Source organism: Rhodobacter maris (assembly GCF_900217815.1).
In the GTDB taxonomy this organism is placed as follows: Bacteria; Pseudomonadota; Alphaproteobacteria; order Rhodobacterales; family Rhodobacteraceae; genus Rhodobacter; species Rhodobacter maris.
On sequence record NZ_OBMT01000003.1, the window covers coordinates 16,960 to 35,260 of the forward strand.

Sequence of the window (18,301 nt, forward strand, 5' to 3'; positions counted from 1 at the left end):
CCCCGGTCGGCACAGCGAAAGGAAACGCCATGTTCGGAGATCAGACCGCCAGACGGGCCAGGCGCTGGACCGCAGGAGTTGCAGACCAGTTGCCGCTCGCGGCATTCCGGCCCGCGCAGCAATCTGGAACGATCTCGACCTACGGGCTTGCCGAGGGGATCGTTGCGGGCACGCATATCGCCACAGCCATGGGCTGGCGCCCGGTCGAGGCGATCACTGCGGGCGATCTGGTCATGACCTTCGATCACGGGCTGCGCCCGGTACGCCGGATCACGCGTGCGCCGCTTTTCGCCGGGCCGAGCGGCTGCCCGCGGCCGCTGATGCCGCTCGCCGTCCCCACCGGGGCGCTGGGAAATGGGGCGCCGCTGCTGCTGTTGCCCGAACAAAGCGTGCTTGTGGAAAGCGATCTGGCGGAGATCCGTTATGGTGATCCTTTCGCACTTATCCCGGCGGCGGCGCTGGAGGGCTGGCGCGGCATCGACCGGATCACCCCGCATCAGCGCACCGAAGTGGTGGTGCTCGAATGCGATACGGACGAGGTGCTCTATGCCAATGGCACCGGGCTCATCCATTGCGGTGCGGTGCATGGCCAGCCGATTGATGCTTTTCTGGAGCAGGCCGCGGGCTATACCGTGCTCCCGATGAAGGCCGCCCGCGAGATCGTCGCGCATCTGATGGCGGCGCAGCCGGTCTGAGGCGGGGCTCAGCCCGCCCCGGGGCCGTTGCGGCGCAGATGTGCTTCAAGCTTGCGCAGCAAGAGCGAGAGCGTGACCGTCAGCGCGAGATAGATCAGCGCGACGAGGTTATAGGTCTCGAAATAGCGGAAGTTGCCCGCTGCGGCGACCTTGCCAAGCTGGGTCACATCGGCAACGCCGAGCACGGAAACAAGCGAGCTGTCCTTCACCATTGCCACGAAGTCATTGCCCAGGGGCGGCAGGATCGTGCGCAATGCCTGCGGCAGCACGATCAGCCGGAACCTTTGGCGGCGCGAAAGGCCAAGCGCCTTGGCCGCTTCGATCTGCCCGAGATCGACCGATAAGAGCCCGGCGCGGAACACCTCCGCCAGAAAGGCGGAATAAGCGAGGATCAGCGCAAGGATGGCGCGGGCCAGAAGCGGCACATCGCGCACCGAGACCGCGGGCAGGCCAAGCGCGTTCCAGCCCGCAATCGCGAGCGGCACCAGCGCGAAGGCGACGTAGAGCAAGAGCACGATGATCGGCACGCCGCGGATCACCTCGGTATAAAGCCGCGCGAGCTGGCGCAGCACCAGCGCGCGCGAGAGCGCCGCAAGCGCGAGCGCAAGCCCGGCCACGAGCGCGCCCGCAAAGGCCACGAGCGTGACAAAAAGGGTGACGCCGATCCCCTTGGCCAGCATGGCGAATATTTTCGCATGCAGCGGGTCGCGCGCCACGGCGATGGCAAAGCCCGCCCCGGCCAGTGCCAGCACCACCAGCCACCACGGAAAATCGCGCTCGGGTCTTGGCGTCATTCCCCGAGCTTGTAATCGAGGAACCACTTTTTCGTCAGCGCCGCGAGCGTGCCATCGGCCTGCATTTCGGCAATCGCGGCATCAACCGGGGCGACGAGGTCGGAGCCCTTCGGGAAGATGAAGCCGAAATCCTCGGTGCCGAGCTTCTCGCCCACGATCTTCAGCGCGCCCTCGGAGGCGGCCACATAGCCCTCGCCTGCGGTGCCATCGGTCAGCACAAGATCGACATCGCCCGCGCGCAGTGCCGCGACCCCGGCGCCGAAGGTTTCAAACATGCGGATGCGCGGGTTGGCCTCGTTGCCATCAAGCACGTCATAAACGCCGACGTAAAAGGGCGTGGTGCCGGGCTGTGCGGCCATCAGCAGATCGGGGTTGGCGGCAAAGGAGGCGGCATCGGAAAACCGGCTCTCGTCGCCGCGCACCAGCATCACCATTTCCGAGCGCATGTAAGGGCGGGAGAAATCCACCGCTTCCTTGCGGTCGTCGCGGATGGTGATGCCGGTCATGCCGATGTCGAACTGGCCCGCCGAAACCGCCGGGATCATCGCATCCCAGCTCGAATGCTCATAGCTGACAGTGAGGTGGAGGCGCTTTGCGATCGCGGTCATCGCGTCATATTCCCAGCCCACCGCCGCACCTGAGGCGTCGATGAACTGAAGCGGCGGATAGGCGTTTTCGGTCACCACGGTGACGGCGCGCCCGCCCAGATCGGGGAGGTCTGCGAGCGCGGGGGCGGCAGCAAGAAGGGCGGCGGCGAGGAGGGGGAGACGCATCAAAAGCTCCGTCTGGGGTTTCGGGCGAGGCTATGCGCGCCGGGGGCCTCTGTCCAGCGTCAGGCCCGGCGCGCGACGGCACAGACCGGGCAGGTGGGATCGGGGCGCACCTTCACCCGGCGGTTTTCGCCAAAGAGCACATCTTGCAGCACAAGCTGGCCGCGCAGGCTCGCCCCCGCCTGCGTGATTTCCTTGATCGCCTCGGCGGCCATCATCGCGCCGATGATGCCCGGCAGCGCCCCCACCACCCCGGCCTCGGCGCAGCTTGGCGCGAGCCCCGGTGCGGGGGCGGCGGGAAAGAGACAGGCCAAGCAGGGCGCGCCCGTGGCCGGATGATAGAGGCTGAGCTGCCCCTCCCATTGCGTGATGGCGCCGGAAAGAAGCGGCACGCCCTGTGCCACGCAGGCGCGGTTGACGGCCTGCCGGGTCTCGAAATCATCGCAGCCGTCGAGCACGAGGTCATACTCGGCCACGAGGTCCGCGCCGATTTCTGCGCTGAAGGCGCGGTCATAGGGGCGAACCGTGATGAAGGGGTTGAGCGCCTTCAGCGCCGCCTCCGCGGCAAAGACCTTGGGCTTGCCAATATCGGCATCGCGAAAGAGCACCTGCCGTTGCAGGTTGGAGGCGGAGACCCGGTCCGGGTCGATCACGCCGATCGTGCCCACCCCCGCGGCGGCGAGGTAAAGGAGCGCGGGGGAGCCGAGCCCGCCCGCGCCCACCACGAGCACGCGCGCCGCTTTGAGCCGTTTTTGCCCCGGCCCGCCGATTTCGCGCAAGAGAATATGGCGGGCGTAGCGCTCCAGCTCGGCGGAGGAGAACGGGCCTTGCGGGGTTTGTACGGGCTCAACGGCGCGCGCGCGCAGTTTTGCAAGCCCCCAGCGATAGGCGAGCACAATCGCGGCCACGACGCCAAGCCCGACCCAGCCCGCGAGCGAGCCGCCGATCATCTGCCGCAGCGGATGCTCGGGCGCGGGAAAAAGCGCATGCGCCGCGACATAGCCCGCCCAGAGGATGGCCAGCATCGCAAGCACTATCCGGCGCGGCGCCTTCAGCACCAGCCCCAGAAGGGCCACGAGACCAAGAAGGATCAGCCCGGCCATCGGCGTGGGTCAGCGCCGCTGCCGCAAGACCGTCCAGACGGCAAAGCCAACGGCCCCGGCGGCGCCAACGGCAAGCCAGAGCGTGAGCGAGCCGCCCGAGATGGCGCGCAGCGGCGCATCGGGGTTTTTGAAGAAGAGATGTCCTGCCGTGAAGCCCGCCCAGATCAGCGCGAGGATCGCGGCGATGGCATTCGGCGGCGCCTTCATCGCGCGCCCCAGAAGGGCGACAATCGCCAGAACAAACAAACCCTGCATACCCTACTTCCTTCCCGTCGAGCCGAAGCCGCCGGTGCCCCTGTCGGTTTCGCCCAGCGTCTCGGCGAGGCTATAGCGTGCCTGCACCACCGGCGCCACCACCGCTTGCGCGATCCGGTCGCCGTGGTGGATCGTGTAGGGCTCGGCGCCAAAGTTGATCAGCAAGACCCCGAGCGGGCCGCGGTAATCGCTGTCGATCGTGCCCGGCGTGTTGGGCAGGCTCAGTCCATGCTTGAGCGCGAGCCCCGAGCGCGGGCGGATCTGCATCTCGAAGCCTGCGGGGATCTCCACCCTGAGCCCCGTTGGCACGATCGCGCGCGCCATCGGTGCAAGCGTCAGCCCGGCGTCGCGGCTCTCGGGCGGCAGGTTCGCGCGCAAGTCCGCCCCTGCGGCGCCGGGCGTTTCATAGGCGGGAAGCGCCACCTCCGGGTCGGCCCAGTCCTCGCGCAAAACCTTGATCTCGGGGGTCATGGCGTCTCCAGCGTTGCAAGCGTTTTGGCGATGCGGGCGGCGAGCCGTTCAGCCACCTCGGCTTTCGGCATCCGCGGCCAGTGCTCGGTTCCCATCGCATCAATGATCGTCACGGCATTTTCCGGGCCGCCCATCACGCCACTTTCCGGGCTCACGTCATTCGCCACGATCCAGTCGCAGCGCTTGCGGGCGCGCTTGGCCACGGCATGCGCCTCGACCGTCTCTGTCTCGGCGGCAAAGCCGATCACGAGCGGCGGGCGGCCTTGCCCCATCTGCGCGACGGTCGCGAGAATATCCGGGTTCTCAGTAAAGGCGAGCGCAGGCGCCTGCCCGGAGCCGTCTTTCTTCATCTTTTGCCCCGCGGCATTGGCGACGCGCCAATCCGCCACCGCAGCCGCAAACAGCGCCACATCGGCGGGCAGCGCCGCCTCGACAGCGGCAAGCATCTCGCGCGCGGTCTCGACCCGGATCACCTCGACGCCCGTGGGCGGCGGTACGCTGGCCGGGCCGGTGACAAAGCTCACCCGCGCGCCCAGATCGCGGAGCGCCGCGGCCAGCGCCGTGCCCTGCGCCCCCGAGGAGCGGTTGGCGATATAGCGCACCGGGTCGATCGGCTCATGTGTCGGCCCGGAGGTGACGATCACATGCCGCCCCGAAAGCGGCCCCCCGGCCAGCGCGGCGCGGATCGCGGCGAGAATTTCGGCAGGCTCGGCCATCCGCCCCAGCCCGTGCTCGCCGCAGGCCATGTCGCCCGCATTCGGGCCCACTGTCAGGATGCCGTCGGCTTTCAGTTGCGCAAGGTTGCGCTGCGTCGCCGGGTGGTGCCACATCCGCACATTCATCGAGGGCGCGATCAGCACCCGCTTGTCGGTGGCCAAAATCAAGGTCGCGGCCAGATCGCCCGCGAGGCCCGCCGCCATCTTTGCCATCAAATCCGCGGTTGCGGGCGCCACCACCACCAGATCGGCGGCGCGGCTGAGCTGAATGTGACCGATTTCTGCCTCGCGGGTGAGGTCGAACAGTGCGGTATGGGCGGCCTCGCCCGCAAGCGCCGAGATCGCGGTGGGGGTGACGAAGTGCTCGCCCGCCTGCGTGAGGACCGGCGTCACCGCCGCGCCCTCGGCGCGAAGCGCGCGGATCAGTTCGGGGCATTTCACCGCCGCGATACCGCCGCCGATGATCAGCAGAATACGTTTGCCGTGCAACATGGGCGCCTCCGTTCCTGCCCAAGCTGTAGGGCGCCAAAGGCCCCGGCGCAAGCTAGCGGAAGGCGGCGCAGGGGTCTTCGCGGGGCGTGGGATCGGTGACGATCCAGATGTCGAAGGGTTGATCAGGGTCGATCTTGCCCTCTGCCGGCCGTTCAAGCTGGCCGAGCGTGAGCAGCCGCACCGCCGGATCGGCGCGCGCAATCAACGCGGGCACGGCGCGGTCGGTGCGGGCATGGCCGGAGCCCGTGATCAGCGCGACGGGGCCACCGGTTTGCGCGAGCGCGGCAAGTGTTGTCTGCGCAAAGGCTGCATCACGCAGCCGCTGTGCCGCGACCATGCCGGGCAGCATCTCGGGGGGGAGCGCATCGCAGTGATCCGCCTGCGTTTCGGCCTCAAGTTCCGTTTGCACGTCCGCAGGGTAGGGCGTGTCGAGCCCGTAACGCGCGCCCTCGGGCAAAAGCGCCCCAAGCGGCTCCGTGAACGCGCGGCGGACCTGCGCCCGCGGCAGCGCCGCCCCGTAGATCTTTGCCTCGGGCGCCGCCGCAAAGATCGGCGCGTAGAGCGCGAAATCGGGCCAACCGGCGGCCTCCCATCCCAGCACTTCGCCAAGCTTGGCGGGTTGGGCAATCAACTCCGGTGTCACCTTTGCCGCCTGTTCGGGAGAAAGCATCTCGAACACGAGCGCTTTTGGCGCCAGTGCGGCAACGGCGGCGGCCTGATTTTGGTGATGGCCGGGGTTGTCGTGGATTTCGCCCAGCACCAGCACTTGCGGCGCTTCAGCCAAGACACGGTGAGGCAAGTCCGCGGCCGAAATCTCTTCGGCCGCGGCAGGACAGGCGAGACAAGCCAGCGCCAGCAGGGGAGCAAACCTCATTGCAGCAGGGTCGCCACTTCGGGGCCATGCGTCTCGAGGCTTTTACGCATCTTGCCAAAAGCCTGCGCCTCTAGCTGGCGGATCCGCTCTTTCGAGAGGCCGAGTTCGGCGCCGAGGCTCTCGAGCGTGCGCGGCTCGTCGATAAGCCGCCGCTGGATCACGATATAGCGCTCGCGCCCCGAGAGATTGTCCATCGCCTCGCCGAGCCAGTCGCGCATCCGTTGCCCGTCATGCGCCTCGCTCACCCGCAGCTCCGGGCCCGCGCCCTCGTCTTCGAGCGCATCGACCCATTCGCGGCCCTCTTCGTCGGAGCTTTGCGGCGCGTTGAGCGAGAAATCTGAGCCCGAAAGACGGCCCTCCATCATCTCGACATCGGCAAGAGGCACGCCGATCGTCACCGCCACGCGTTCACGCAGTTGCGTGCCATCAAGCGCGATGCCTTCGGCGGCCGCTTCGCGCAGGATCTGCGCCTGCACGCGGCGCAAGTTGAAGAACAGCGCCTTTTGCGAGGAGGTGGAGCCGGTGCGTACCATCGACCAGTTGCGCATCACGAATTCCTGGATCGAGGCCTTGATCCACCACACCGCATAGGTCGAGAAGCGCACGCCGCGGTCGGGGTCGAATTTGTCGGCCGCCTTCATCAGCCCGAGGGAGGCTTCCTGAATGAGGTCGTTCATCGGCGCGCCGTAGCGGCGGAACTTGGCCGCCATTGCCACGGCGAGCCGCATATAGGCGCTCACCAGCCGGTGCAGGGCGGCTTCGTCGCGCCGGTCGCGCCAAGCGCGTGCGAGATCCGCTTCCGTCTCTGCATCGAGGTATTCGGCGCGCATCGCTTGCCGCGCCAATGTGTCGTCGGTCATTCCATCGAGTGCCATGTCCAGTCTCCTCGGGTCTCCCAACCCGCTGTTGGCCTGCTGAATGCAACCACTCTGACAGAAACGATCTGGAATGTCTTTTGGTTGCACTGTGCATCACAAAAAAATCACTGTGCGGAATTCGCCATTGTAAGACCCCGGAATTCCCTTAAGATTCCGCCGCAATGGAGGTGTGCATGGGGTATGAGCTGGCAATTGGCGACCGATCCTATTCGAGTTGGTCGCTCAGAGGATGGCTTCTCTTCGCAAAGGGGGGAATCGCTGTCACCACGCGCTCCGGCCGCCTTTATTGCGACGATTTCACCCGGCTTCTCGATGCATTCGCCCCCGCACGTCTCGTCCCGGCGCTCCGGCTCCCCTCGGGGCTGGTGATCGGCGAGACCCTCGCGATTGCCGAAACGCTCGCCGAACGGCATCCCGAAGCCGGCCTCTGGCCTGCAGACCCTGAGGCCCGCGCCGTGGCGCGCTGGCTTGCCTCGGAGATGCATGCGGGCTTTGGTGCGCTGCGCACGCATTGCCCGATGAACCTGCGCGTGAGTTACGAGGAATGCACGCCACCCGAGGCGGTGCTGGATGATCTCGCCCGGATCGAGGCGCTTTGGGCGATGGCGCAAGCCGAGTTTGGCGCAGAAGGGCCTTGGCTTTTTGGCGCGCGCTGCTCGGTGGCTGATATCTTCTTTGCGCCCGTTGCGGCGCGGATCGCGGGCTATAACCTGCCCGTGGGGGCTTCGGCGCAGGCCTATGTGAACACCTGGCTTGCGGATACCGATTTTCGGGCCTGGCGGGCCGAGGGCGCCGAAGAGGGCCCCGATCAGCCCTTCTACAAGCGCGACTGGCCGATCCGGCCCTGGCCCGATCCGCTCGCGTAAGCGAAAATCCTTGATCCATTGCGCCTTCCGCCCCCATGCTCGTGGTGTAACGAGGGGGAGAGGATGGTTGCGCGCACCTATACGGTGGCCTTTGAGGGCGTCGAGGCGCGGCTTGTCGAGGTGCAATGCGCGCTCGCCACCGGCATGCCCGCCTTCACCCTCGTGGGGCTCCCTGACAAGGCGGTGAGCGAGGCGAAAGAGCGGGTGCGTGCGGCGCTGGCCGCGCTTTCCATCGCGCTGCCGCTGCGGCGCATCACCATCAACCTCTCGCCCGCCGATCTGCCGAAAGAGGGCTCGCATTTCGACTTGCCGATCGCGTTGGCACTTTTGGCTGCTATCGAGATTGTGCCGCGCGAAGAGGTGGAGGGGCTGGTCGCCATTGGCGAACTTGCCCTCGACGGGCGGCTGGTGCCGGTGCTTGGTGCGCTGCCTGCGGCGATGGCGGCGGCAGAGGCGGAAAAGGCGCTGATCTGCCCGGCGAGTTGCGGGGCGGAGGCGGCTTGGGTCGGGGCGGCGCCGGTCTTTGCGCCCGCAACGCTGACTGAGGCGTTGCGCCATCTGAGCGGGCAGCAACCGCTGGCGCCCGCCGAGCCCGGCGAGGTGCTGGCGGACCCTTCGCCCAAGGATCTGCGCGACGTGAAAGGGCAGGAGCGCGCCAAGCGCGCGCTCGAGATCGCCGCGGCGGGGCGGCATCATCTGTTCATGGTCGGTCCGCCCGGTTCGGGCAAGTCGATGCTCGCGGCGCGGCTGCCGGGGATCTTGCCGCCGCTCTCGCCGGTCGAGGCATTGGAGACCTCGATGGTGCATTCACTCTCGGGGCTGTTGAGCGAGGGCGGCATTTCGCGCACCCGTCCGTTCCGCGCGCCGCATCACACCGCCTCGATGGCGGCGATGATCGGGGGCGGGCGTGCGGCGCGGCCGGGCGAGGTGAGCCTTGCGCATAACGGCGTGCTCTTCATGGATGAGTTTCCGGAATTTCCGCGCGCGGTGCTGGAAACCCTGCGCCAGCCGATCGAGACCGGAGAAGTTGTGGTGGCCCGCGCCAATGCGCATGTGCGCTACCCCTGCCGGTTTTTGCTCATTGCCGCGGCAAATCCCTGCCGTTGCGGCTATCTGGGCGATGCGTCACGGGCCTGTGCCCGCGTGCCGCAATGTGGCGAAGATTATCTGGGCCGGATCTCGGGACCGTTGATGGACCGGTTCGATCTGCGCATCGAAGTGCCCGGCGTCGACTGGCGCGCGCTCGATCTGCCTGTAGCAGGCGACAGTTCTGTCGTGGTGGCCGGGCGCGTGGCGGCGGCGCGGGCAGTGCAGATGCGCCGCTTCGACGCGCATCCGCATCTGCGCGTCAATGCCGAGGCCGAAGGCGCGGTGCTTGAGGAAATCGCGCCGCTCGATGCCGAGGGACGCGAGCTTCTGGGCAAGGTGTCCGAGCGCTTCGGGCTCACCGCGCGCGGCTATCACCGCGTGTTGCGCACCGCGCGCACGATTGCCGATCTTGAGGGCGCGGCGGCGGTGCGGGCGCCGCATCTGGCCGAGGCGGTGAGCTACCGGCTCAGTTTCGCGCAGGCGCGCTGAGATCAGATCTTCAGCACCCGGCGCGCGAAATCAGCGGCATCGCAGAGCGCCGCACGCGCCTCGGGCACCCAGCCGTCGAACATCTGCCAGACATGGGGCGCCTCGGGCCAGAGCTGCAGCGTGACATCGACCCCGGCCGTGCGCAGCCGGTCTTCAAGGCGCAAAGCATCGTCACGCAGGATATCGCGCTCGGAGGTCTGCAAAAGCACCGGCGGGCAGTTCGGATAATCGGCAAAAAGCGGCGAGGCGCCGGGGTCGTCGGCGGCATGGCCCTGCAAGTAATAGCCCGCCACCTCCTCCATCCGGCCCGCGACCAGCATCGGATCGGCATCTTCCAAAAGCACAAGCGAGGGCGCGCCGCCGGTGAGGTCCGTCCAGGGCGACATGGCGATGAGGCCTGCAGGCGGCGTGCCGCGCGCGCAAAGCTTCGAAAGCAGCGCAAGCGCAAGCCCCGCCCCGGCGCTGTCGCCCGAGAGCACGATCTCTTCGGGCGCAAAGCCCTTGGCGGCGAGATCGTCAAGAACTGCCTGCGCATCTTCCAGCGCGGCGGGAAAGGGGTGTTCGGGCGCCAGCCGGTAATCGGGGGCGATCACTTCCACCCCGGCAAGGCGGGCAAGGCGCGAGAGCATCGGGCGATGCGTGTGCGGGCTACCAGCGATGAAGGCGCCGCCATGGAAATGCACGATCACCCGATTGCTGCGCCCCTTGCCCGAGCGGATCGAAAGCGCCGGCCGCCCGCCCAGCGTGACCGGCAGGCTCACCGTGGAAGGCGCCGCGCGCCAGATCAGCCCGGACCAGAATTCCATGTCGGCGCGAAGCTTTGCAGGCTCGGAGACGCGCGCCAGATAGGGTTTCGCGGTGAGCCGCATGGCAAGGTTCAGAAGCTGCAGTTGCAGGCTCATGTCGCCCCCCTTTTCGCTTCGATCACTTCCCAGATCCGTTTGGCGGTATTGGTGCCGTCGAAGCGCTCCAGCTCTTGAATACCGGTGGGAGAGGTGACGTTGATCTCGGTGAGCCAGTCGCCGATCACGTCGATGCCCACGAAAATCTGGCCCTTCTCGCGCAGGGTCGGCCCGATGGCGGCACAGATCTCGCGCTCGCGCTGGGTCAATTGCGTCGGCTCGGGGCGCCCGCCCACATGCATGTTCGAGCGCGTTTCGCCGGCGGCCGGAACGCGGTTGATCGCCCCCACGGGCTCGCCATCCACCAGGATGATCCGCTTGTCGCCCCTGGTCACGGCGGGGAGGTATTTCTGCACGATCAGCGGCTCGCGGTTGATGCCGGTGAAGAGCTCGTGCAGCGAGGCGAGGTTGCGGTCGTTTTGATCGAGCCGGAACACCCCCGCGCCGCCATTGCCGTAAAGGGGTTTGAGGATCACATCACCATGCGCCGCCTTGAAATCGCGGATCACCTGCAGATCGCGCGCGACGAGCGTGGGCGGTGTGAGATCCGGAAAGTCGAGCACAAGAAGCTTCTCGGGGAAGTTGCGCACCCAGAACGGGTCATTGACGACGAGCGTCTTGGGGTGGATGCGCTCAAGCAGATGCGTGGTGGTGATGTAGCCCATGTCGAAGGGCGGATCCTGCCGCAGCCAGATCACGTCGAAGCTGGAGAGGTCCACCTCGGTCTCGGCGCCGAGCGTGAAATGATTGCCCCTCTCGCGGCGCAGCTCGAGCGGCCAGCCGCGCGCCAGCACCCGGCCCTCGCGGTAAAAGAGCTTGTCGGGCGTGTAGTAAAACAGGCTGTGGCCCCGTTCCTGCGCCTCCAGCCCGATCCGGTAGGTGCTGTCGCCGTCGATATTGATCGAGCCGACCGGATCCATTTGCAGCGCGACTTTCAAGGCCATGACGCCCCCTTCTGTTACCCTTTGCATCGCGGGCGAACGCCGCCCGGTTCAGTCAAACATATGGGCGTTCTGAATGATTTCGACCTCTCCCTGCGCATCGAGAAGCGCGAGATCGAACCGGATATCGGCATCGGTGCGCTCCGGGTCAAGGGCGAGGAACTCCGCGGCAGAGGTTGCGATGCGGCGCAGTTGCGCCGGGCGGAGGTGTTCGGCGGCTCCCGCATGGGTGGCGGCACGCTTCACTTCCACGAAGACGAGAAGCGGGCCGCGGCACAAGATCAGGTCGATCTCGCCGCCGTGGCGCCCGCGCCAGCGCCGCGCGCGTGTGGAAAAACCCTCGGCATGATAGTGCGCCTCGATCTGCGCCTCCGCGGAGGCGCCGGCGTGATGCGCCATCGCGCCCCGATGCTTGCGCGACTCATCCATCGCGGGCGAGCGCCAGCGCACGTTGATAGACATCGCGCCGCTTCAGCCCGAGCGCCTCGGCGACCTCTGCGGCGGCATCCTTCACGCTCATGTGATCGAGCCGTTCCTTCAGCGCGGCCTCGATATCCTCCGCGCCGGCCCGCGGCCCGTGCGGGCGGTCCACCAGCACCACGATCTCGCCCTTGACCGGCGCCGCGGCGAGGCTCGCGATCAGTTCGGCGACGGTGCCGCGGCGGACTTCCTCGAAGCGTTTCGTCAATTCGCGGCAGAGCACCGCGGCGCGGTCGGCGCCGAATTCGGTGGCGAGATCTTCGAGCATCGCCCCGATCCGTTTGGGGGATTCGTAAAGGATCACGGTGGCGGGCAGATCCGCCATTTCGCGCAGCCATTTGCGGCGCGCGCTTTGCGTGTTTGGCGCGAATCCGGCGAACAGAAACCGGTCCGAGGGCAGGCCCGAGACGGTGAGCGCGGCCAGTACTGCCGAGGGGCCGGGAGCCGCGAACACAGGGTATCCGGCGGCAATTGCGGCCCGGCCGAGCTGAAAGCCCGGGTCGGCAACGAGCGGCGTGCCGGCCTCGGAGGCATAGGCGACGACCTTGCCCTCGGCGAGCGCGGCCAGAAGTTTAGGGCGCGCCTGTTCGCCATTGTGGTCGTGATAGGCGACAAGCGGGCGGCCCGCGAGCGCGATGCCGTGGATCTCCATCAGATGCCGCAGCGTTCGGGTATCCTCGGCGGCGAGCACATCGGCCATCCGAAGCGTGTCGAGCGCGCGCAGCGTGATGTCGCGTGCGGTGCCGATCGGTGTGGCCAGAAAATGCAGCCCCGGCGCGGGCTTGCGCGGTGCGGCGCCAAAACGCTCCCGCTCGCCCGGCAGATCTTCGCCACCCGCCTCTTCCGCCCGCTCGTCCGTTGTCATCGCTCTGGCGTCCCGCCTTTGTGCCAAGTTTACTTCATCAGACGAAACGCATAGGCTCGCCCAAAATCTTTTCCCCCGTCCGAACCGGAGGTCCGTTCATGTTCGCCACTTTGCGCAGCCCCCGCAACCCCTTGCTGCGGCTCTTCATCCTGATGACGACGCTCTGGCTCGCCGCCTGTCAGCCGATGGGCAGCGGGGGCGGAAACGTCACTGCCGGGGCGGCGGTGCCGGTGGCGCTGCTGGTGCCCTCGGGCTCGGGCGAAACGAATGACGAGTTGCTCGCCACCTCGTTGCGGCAGGCCGCGCAGCTTGCGATCTCCGATCTCAATGGCGTCAAGATCGACCTGCGCGTCTACAACACCGGCTCAAGCCCCGAACTCGCCGCCAGCATGGCGACGAAAGCGGTGGACGAGGGCGCGAAGATCATCCTCGGTCCGGTCTATTCGGGCTCGGCCAATGCCGCGGCAGTGGCGGTGGCGAGCCGCGGCGTGAATGTGCTTGCCTTCTCCAACAATACCGACATTGCAGGCGGCAACCTTTTCGTGCTTGGCCCCACCTTCCCCAATACCGCCAACCGGATGGCGAGTTTCGCCGTGGCGCAGGGCAAGCGGCGGGTGCTTGTCGTGAGCGAGCAGAATCTGGCGGGGCAGGTTGGCGCGGCGGCGATCAAATCGGCGGTGGTGCGATTTGGCGGCGAGATCGTGGGCGACGTGAGCTTCCCCTATTCGCAGACCGATGTGGTGAATGCGGTGCCGCAGATCGCGAGCCGGGTGAATGGTGGCGGTGTCGATGCGCTGTTCCTGACCTCGGATGCGGGGGGCGCGCTGCCGCTTTTGGCCCAGATGCTGCCCGAGCAGGGCGTGGACCCCGCAGTGACGAAATTCATCGGCCTCACCCGGTGGGATACGCCGCCGGCGGCGATGGCGCTGCCGGGGCTGCAGGGCGGCTGGTTCGCGCTGCCCGATCCGAGCCTGAACGAACGCTTCAAGCAGCGCTATTTCACCGCCTATGGCGCCGCGCCGCATCCGATTGCCGGGCTCGCCTATGACGGCATCGCGGCAATCGGCGCGCTGGTGAAGGCAGGGCGTGCCGATGCGCTTTCGCGCGATGCGCTCACCCAGCCCTCGGGCTTCGTTGGCGTGAACGGCATCTTCCGGCTGCGTCCGGACGGCACCAATGAACGCGGCCTTGCCGTGGCCGAGATCCGCGACGGACAGGTCAAGGTGATCGACGCCGCGCCGCGCTCCTTTGGCGGTCCGGGCCTCTGAGCCCCCGCCCGAACCCGTGCCGCAAGGCCAAACGGATGGAACTGACGTGACAGACACCCCCTCTCCCGCCCCGGCCGATGCCGGGGCGCCCCTGCTTTTGAGGCCTGAAGCCCTGTTTGCGGCGCTTGACGCCGCGCTCGATGCCCCAGACGCCCGCGGGCTGCGCACCCAGACGGTGCAGTTCCTGCAGGCCGAACGCGAGGCGGCGCTGCCCTGGATTGTTGCCGATTTCACGCGCCATCCGCGCGATGCGGGCGCCACCGTGCAGGCCTATGCGGCATTGACCGACGGGCTGGTGAAAGGGGTGCTGCATGTAGTGTTGACGCGGCTGCATCCGCTGCAGGCGCCGACCGCGGCCGAGAAGATCTCGCTGCTTGCGGTGGGGGGCTATGGCCGCGCCGAGATGGCGCCCTTCTCGGATGTCGATCTTCTGTTCCTCACGCCCTACAAGATGACGCCCTGGGCGGAGAGCGTGATCGAGAGCATGCTCTACATGCTGTGGGACCTGAAGCTGAAGGTGGGCCATGCCTCGCGCACTATCGACGATTGCCTCCGGCTCGGGCGCGAGGATATCACGATCCGAACCGCGCTTTTGGAAAACCGCCCGATCGGTGGCGATGCCGCTTTGGCCGAAACACTCGACCAGCGGCTGCGCAACGACCTCTTCAAATCGACCGGGCCCGAGTTCATCGAGGCGAAGCTCGCCGAGCGCGCCGAGCGTCACCGCCGTCAGGGCGGGCAGCGCTACGTGCTCGAGCCGAACGTCAAGGAGGGCAAGGGCGGCCTGCGCGATCTGCAGACACTCTACTGGATCGCCAAATACATCCACGGCGTGAACGACACTGCCGATCTCGTCGGGCTGGGCGTCTTCAATGCGAGTGAATATGCCGAATTTGTCGCGGCGGAGAATTTCCTCTGGGCGGTGCGCTGCCATCTGCACCTGATCGCCGGACGCGCGGCCGACCAGCTCTCGTTCGACGCCCAGGTCGAGGTGGCGCGCCGCATGGGCTACGCCGACCTGGCCGGGCGCCGCGCGGTCGAGGTGTTCATGCAGGATTACTTCCGCCACGCCACCCAGGTGGGGGAGGTGACGCGGATCTTTTTGACTGTGCTCGAAGCGCAGCATGCCAAGCCCGCGCCGGTGCTCAAGCGTCTGTTCCGGCGCCGCAAACCGCTGATGGCGCCCTTCGTGGATGACATCGGCCGGATCAACGTGGCCGACGAAAAGGCCTTCCTCGACGATCCGCTGAACTTCCTGCGTATCTTCGAGGAAGCCTTGCGCACGGGCATGCTGATCCATCCGGCGGCGATGCGGCTCATCGCGGCGAATCTCCGGCGCATCGATGACCGGTTGCGCGAGGACAAGGAGGCGGCGCGGATCTTCCTTGATCTTTTGTGCAAGCACGGCAATCCCGAACGTGCGCTTCGGCGGATGAACGAGCTGGGCGTGCTGGCAGCCTACATCCCCGAGTTCGAGCCGATCGTGGCGATGATGCAGTTCAACATGTATCACAGCTATACGGTGGACGAACACACGATCCAGGTGATCTCGACGCTCGCGCAGATCGAGCGCGGTGAACTCGCCGATGATCTGCCGCTCTCCACCCATATTCTCAACGACGGTGTGAACCGGCGCGTGCTCTATGTGGCGCTTCTTCTGCATGACATCGGCAAGGGGCGGCCGGAGGATCATTCCATCCTCGGCGCGCAGATCGCGCGCAAGGTGGCGCCGCGGCTCGGGCTCAACCACGAGGAATGCGAAACGGTGGAATGGCTGATCCGCAATCACCTGCTGATGTCCGATGTGGCGCAGAAGCGTGACCTCTCGGATCCGCGCACGATCCGCGATTTCGCCAAACAGGTGAAGACCCGCAAGCGGCTCGACCTGCTCACATTGCTCACCGTCTGCGACATCCGCGGCGTCGGCCCGAACGTGTGGAACAACTGGAAAGCCACGCTTTTGCGGCGGCTCTATTCCGACACCGCGCGGGCGATGCAGCACGGGCTGGAGGCGGTCAACCGCGAGCAGCGCAGCGACGAGGCAAAAAAGGCGCTGCGCGAGGCGCTGGCGGGCTGGGAGCCGAAGGATCTGCGCACCGAGCTGGCGCGCCATTACCCGGCCTATTGGCAGGGGCTGAGCACCGCGACCCACGCCGATCTGGCGCAGCTTCTGCGCGGGCTCGACAATGGCGAGATCCGCATCGACCTGCACCCGGACCCCGATCACGACGCGACCCGCGCCGCCTTTGCGCTCGTGGATCACCCCGGGATCTTCTCGCGGCTGGCCGGTGCGCTGGCGCTGGTTGGGGCCAATGTCGTCGATGCGCGCACCTATACGTCGAAAGACGGTTTCGCCACTGCGGTGTTCTGGCTGCAGGATGCCGAGGGCCATCCCTATGAGCTTGCGCGCCTGCCGCGGCTGCGGCAGATGATCGACAAGACGCTCAAGGGCGAGGTGGTGGCGCGCGACGCGCTCAAGGACCGCGACAAGGTCAAGAAGCGCGAGCGTGAATTCCGCTTCCCCACCCATGTCACGATCGACAACGATGGCTCGGATATCTACACGATCATCGAGGTGGACACCCGCGACCGGCCGGGCCTGCTTTATGACCTCACCCGCGCGCTCGCCTCGGCCAATATCTATATCGCCTCGGCGGTGATTGCGACCTATGGCGCGCAGGTGGTCGACACCTTCTATGTCAAGGACATGTTCGGGCTGAAGCTCTATTCGCGCGCGCGTCAGGAAGCGCTCGACAAGCGGTTGCGCGATGCGATCGCGCGCGGCGCCGAACGGGCGGCACAGGCATGAGCGGACGATTGCTGCGCAGCGTCGCGACGCTGGGAAGCTGGACGCTCGTCTCGCGGCTGGCCGGCTTTGCCCGCGATGTGCTGATGGCGGCGTACCTCGGCGCGGGCCCGGTTGCCGACGCCTTCAACATCGCCTTCAAGCTTCCCAACATGTTCCGCAGGCTGTTTGCGGAAGGCGCCTTCAACCTTGCCTTCGTGCCGATCTATGCCAAGAAGCTCGAGAGCGGCGAAGATGCGGATGCTTTCGCGCAGAATGCGTTCTGGGGTCTCGCGAGCTTCCTGACGCTCTTTGTCGTGATCGGCACCTTGGCGATGCCCTGGCTGGTCTGGGCGCTGGCCTCGGGCTTTGCGGGCGATGCGCGTTTCGACATGGCGGTGGATTTCGGCCGCATCACCTTTTGCTACATCGGCTTCATCTCGCTTTTCGCGATGCTCTCGGGGCTGCTCAACGCCCATGGCCGCTTTGCCGAAAGCGGCTTCGTGCCGGTGCTGATGAACCTTGTCTTCATCGCGGCGATGCTGCTCGCGCGGCAGATGGGCTGGGAGATGGGGCAGACGCTCGCCTGGACCGTGCCGATCACCGGCATCGCGCAGCTTGGCTGGACGCTTTACGCCGCGCGCCGGCTTGGCTTCGTGCCGCGGCTGTGCCTGCCGCGCCTCACCCCCGATTTTCGTCGCCTCCTTGTGCTTGCCGGGCCTGCCCTGCTTACGGGCGGGGTGGTGCAGATCAACCTGCTTGTGGGCTCGCAGGTCGCTTCGGGCACGGTGGGCGCGGTGTCCTGGCTCGCCTATGCCGACCGGCTCTACCAGCTGCCGCTTGGCGTTGTGGGCATCGCGATCGGAACGGTGCTGCTTCCAGTGCTCTCGCGGCATCTGCGCGCGGGCGAAGACGATCTGGCGCGCGACAGCTTCTCGCGGGGGGCAGAGATGGCCCTCTTCCTCACCCTGCCCGCCGCAGTGGCGCTGGTGGTGATTTCCACCCCGCTCATCTCGGTGCTTTATGACCGGGGCGCCTGGCGGCCGGAGGATACAAGTGCGACCGCCCTTGCGCTGGCCGCCTATGGTCTCGGCCTGCCCGCCTTCGTCCTGCAAAAGGTGCTGCAACCCCTCTATTATGCGCGGGAAGATACCCGGCGGCCGTTCCACTATGCGCTTGTCTCGATGGTGGTGAATGCGGGTTTTGCCGTGGGCATGATGCCGGTTCTGGGCTTCATGGCGGCGGCGCTGGCCACCACTGTCTCAAGCTGGGTGATGGTGGGGCAGCTCTGGTGGGGCGCCCGCGGCATGGGCGATGCCGCGCGCCCAGATCGACGGTTCTGGCGCAGGCTCTGGCGGATTGCGCTGGTTTCAGCCCTGATGGGGGCGCAGCTCTGGGTCACTGCCGAATGCCTTGCGCCGATGCTCGCGGCCCGCGGCGCGCGCTGGGCCGCGCTGGGGCTGCTCTGCGGGTCGGGCATCGCGCTTTACTTTGCGCTCGGCGCGATGCTGGGCACTTATGGGCTGGGCGAACTCAAGACCATGCTGCGTCGGCGCCGGGGTTGAGGC

18 protein-coding genes are annotated in these 18,301 nt (G+C 67.0%); 6 read left to right on the plus strand and 12 right to left on the minus strand.

Annotated elements, in window-relative coordinates:
* Positions 1-29 precede the first annotated feature (29 nt).
* Positions 30-695 (plus strand): Hint domain-containing protein, encoded by a 666-nt coding sequence (locus CRO22_RS06040; RefSeq protein WP_176518564.1) that lies wholly within the window; start codon positions 30-32, stop codon positions 693-695.
* 8 nt (positions 696-703) lie between these two features.
* Here the strand turns inward: CRO22_RS06040 and CRO22_RS06045 are convergent, their stop codons facing one another.
* Genes CRO22_RS06045 through CRO22_RS06080 form a run of 8 tightly spaced genes read right to left on the minus strand, consistent with a single transcriptional unit; the run spans position 704 to position 7,045 of the window.
* Positions 704-1,489 carry an amino acid ABC transporter permease gene (locus tag CRO22_RS06045; protein ID WP_097069243.1) on the minus strand — a complete coding sequence of 262 codons (786 nt, stop codon included), beginning with the start codon at positions 1,487-1,489 and terminating at the stop codon, positions 704-706.
* The gene (locus CRO22_RS06050; protein ID WP_097069244.1) at positions 1,486-2,262 is read right to left on the minus strand and encodes a transporter substrate-binding domain-containing protein; all 777 of its coding nucleotides are present in this window, start codon (positions 2,260-2,262) and stop codon (positions 1,486-1,488) included. Before CRO22_RS06050 ends, CRO22_RS06045 begins: the two co-directional genes overlap by 4 nt.
* 59 nt (positions 2,263-2,321) lie before the next feature.
* Entirely contained in the window at positions 2,322-3,362 is a 1,041-nt protein-coding gene (locus tag CRO22_RS06055; RefSeq protein ID WP_097069245.1) for a HesA/MoeB/ThiF family protein, read from the minus strand.
* A 9-nt stretch (positions 3,363-3,371) separates the two neighbouring features.
* Positions 3,372-3,617: a hypothetical protein gene (locus CRO22_RS06060; protein WP_097069246.1), complete on the minus strand. Its 246-nt coding sequence runs from the start codon at positions 3,615-3,617 to the stop codon at positions 3,372-3,374.
* 3 nt (positions 3,618-3,620) lie between these two features.
* Positions 3,621-4,088 (minus strand): dUTP diphosphatase, encoded by a 468-nt coding sequence (gene dut, locus CRO22_RS06065; RefSeq protein WP_097069247.1) that lies wholly within the window; start codon positions 4,086-4,088, stop codon positions 3,621-3,623.
* Entirely contained in the window at positions 4,085-5,296 is a 1,212-nt protein-coding gene (gene coaBC / locus CRO22_RS06070; protein WP_097069248.1) for a bifunctional phosphopantothenoylcysteine decarboxylase/phosphopantothenate--cysteine ligase CoaBC, read from the minus strand. Before coaBC ends, dut begins: the two co-directional genes overlap by 4 nt.
* Before the next feature lie 52 nt (positions 5,297-5,348).
* A complete protein-coding gene (locus CRO22_RS06075; RefSeq protein WP_097069249.1) occupies positions 5,349-6,170 on the minus strand; it encodes a ChaN family lipoprotein in 822 nt (273 codons plus the stop codon).
* Positions 6,167-7,045, minus strand: a complete 879-nt coding sequence (locus CRO22_RS06080) for an RNA polymerase factor sigma-32 (protein WP_097069250.1) — start codon at positions 7,043-7,045, stop codon at positions 6,167-6,169. Before CRO22_RS06080 ends, CRO22_RS06075 begins: the two co-directional genes overlap by 4 nt.
* A gap of 176 nt (positions 7,046-7,221) precedes the next feature.
* On the opposite strand from CRO22_RS06080, the gene CRO22_RS06085 reads away from it, so the two are divergent.
* Positions 7,222-7,914, plus strand: a complete 693-nt coding sequence (locus CRO22_RS06085; protein WP_097069559.1) for a glutathione S-transferase — start codon at positions 7,222-7,224, stop codon at positions 7,912-7,914.
* Positions 7,915-7,977: 63 nt separating this feature from the next.
* The gene (locus tag CRO22_RS06090) at positions 7,978-9,492 is read left to right on the plus strand and encodes a YifB family Mg chelatase-like AAA ATPase (RefSeq protein WP_097069251.1); all 1,515 of its coding nucleotides are present in this window, start codon (positions 7,978-7,980) and stop codon (positions 9,490-9,492) included.
* Positions 9,493-9,494: 2 nt separating this feature from the next.
* Here the strand turns inward: CRO22_RS06090 and CRO22_RS06095 are convergent, their stop codons facing one another.
* The 4 genes from CRO22_RS06095 to rsmI are packed head-to-tail and all read right to left on the minus strand — an operon-like array spanning position 9,495 to position 12,680.
* The gene (locus CRO22_RS06095) at positions 9,495-10,394 is read right to left on the minus strand and encodes an alpha/beta hydrolase (RefSeq protein ID WP_097069252.1); all 900 of its coding nucleotides are present in this window, start codon (positions 10,392-10,394) and stop codon (positions 9,495-9,497) included.
* Positions 10,391-11,338: a glutathione synthase gene (gene gshB, locus CRO22_RS06100; RefSeq protein ID WP_097069253.1), complete on the minus strand. Its 948-nt coding sequence runs from the start codon at positions 11,336-11,338 to the stop codon at positions 10,391-10,393. Before gshB ends, CRO22_RS06095 begins: the two co-directional genes overlap by 4 nt.
* Positions 11,339-11,386: 48 nt before the next feature.
* Positions 11,387-11,797 carry a YraN family protein gene (locus CRO22_RS06105; RefSeq protein WP_245860901.1) on the minus strand — a complete coding sequence of 137 codons (411 nt, stop codon included), beginning with the start codon at positions 11,795-11,797 and terminating at the stop codon, positions 11,387-11,389.
* Positions 11,757-12,680 carry a 16S rRNA (cytidine(1402)-2'-O)-methyltransferase gene (gene rsmI, locus CRO22_RS06110; RefSeq protein WP_097069254.1) on the minus strand — a complete coding sequence of 308 codons (924 nt, stop codon included), beginning with the start codon at positions 12,678-12,680 and terminating at the stop codon, positions 11,757-11,759. The genes CRO22_RS06105 and rsmI overlap by 41 nt, the downstream gene beginning before the upstream one ends.
* A gap of 98 nt (positions 12,681-12,778) precedes the next feature.
* Here rsmI and CRO22_RS06115 point away from each other — a divergent pair, with 98 nt between their 5' ends.
* Genes CRO22_RS06115 through murJ form a run of 3 tightly spaced genes read left to right on the plus strand, consistent with a single transcriptional unit; the run spans position 12,779 to position 18,298 of the window.
* A complete protein-coding gene (locus CRO22_RS06115) occupies positions 12,779-13,948 on the plus strand; it encodes a penicillin-binding protein activator (protein ID WP_097069255.1) in 1,170 nt (389 codons plus the stop codon).
* Between the two features lie 16 nt (positions 13,949-13,964).
* Entirely contained in the window at positions 13,965-16,757 is a 2,793-nt protein-coding gene (locus tag CRO22_RS06120) for a [protein-PII] uridylyltransferase (protein ID WP_449314195.1), read from the plus strand.
* Positions 16,754-18,298, plus strand: coding sequence for a murein biosynthesis integral membrane protein MurJ (gene murJ / locus CRO22_RS06125; RefSeq protein ID WP_097069257.1), 1,545 nt, complete (start codon positions 16,754-16,756; stop codon positions 18,296-18,298). Before CRO22_RS06120 ends, murJ begins: the two co-directional genes overlap by 4 nt.
* Positions 18,299-18,301 lie beyond the last annotated feature (3 nt).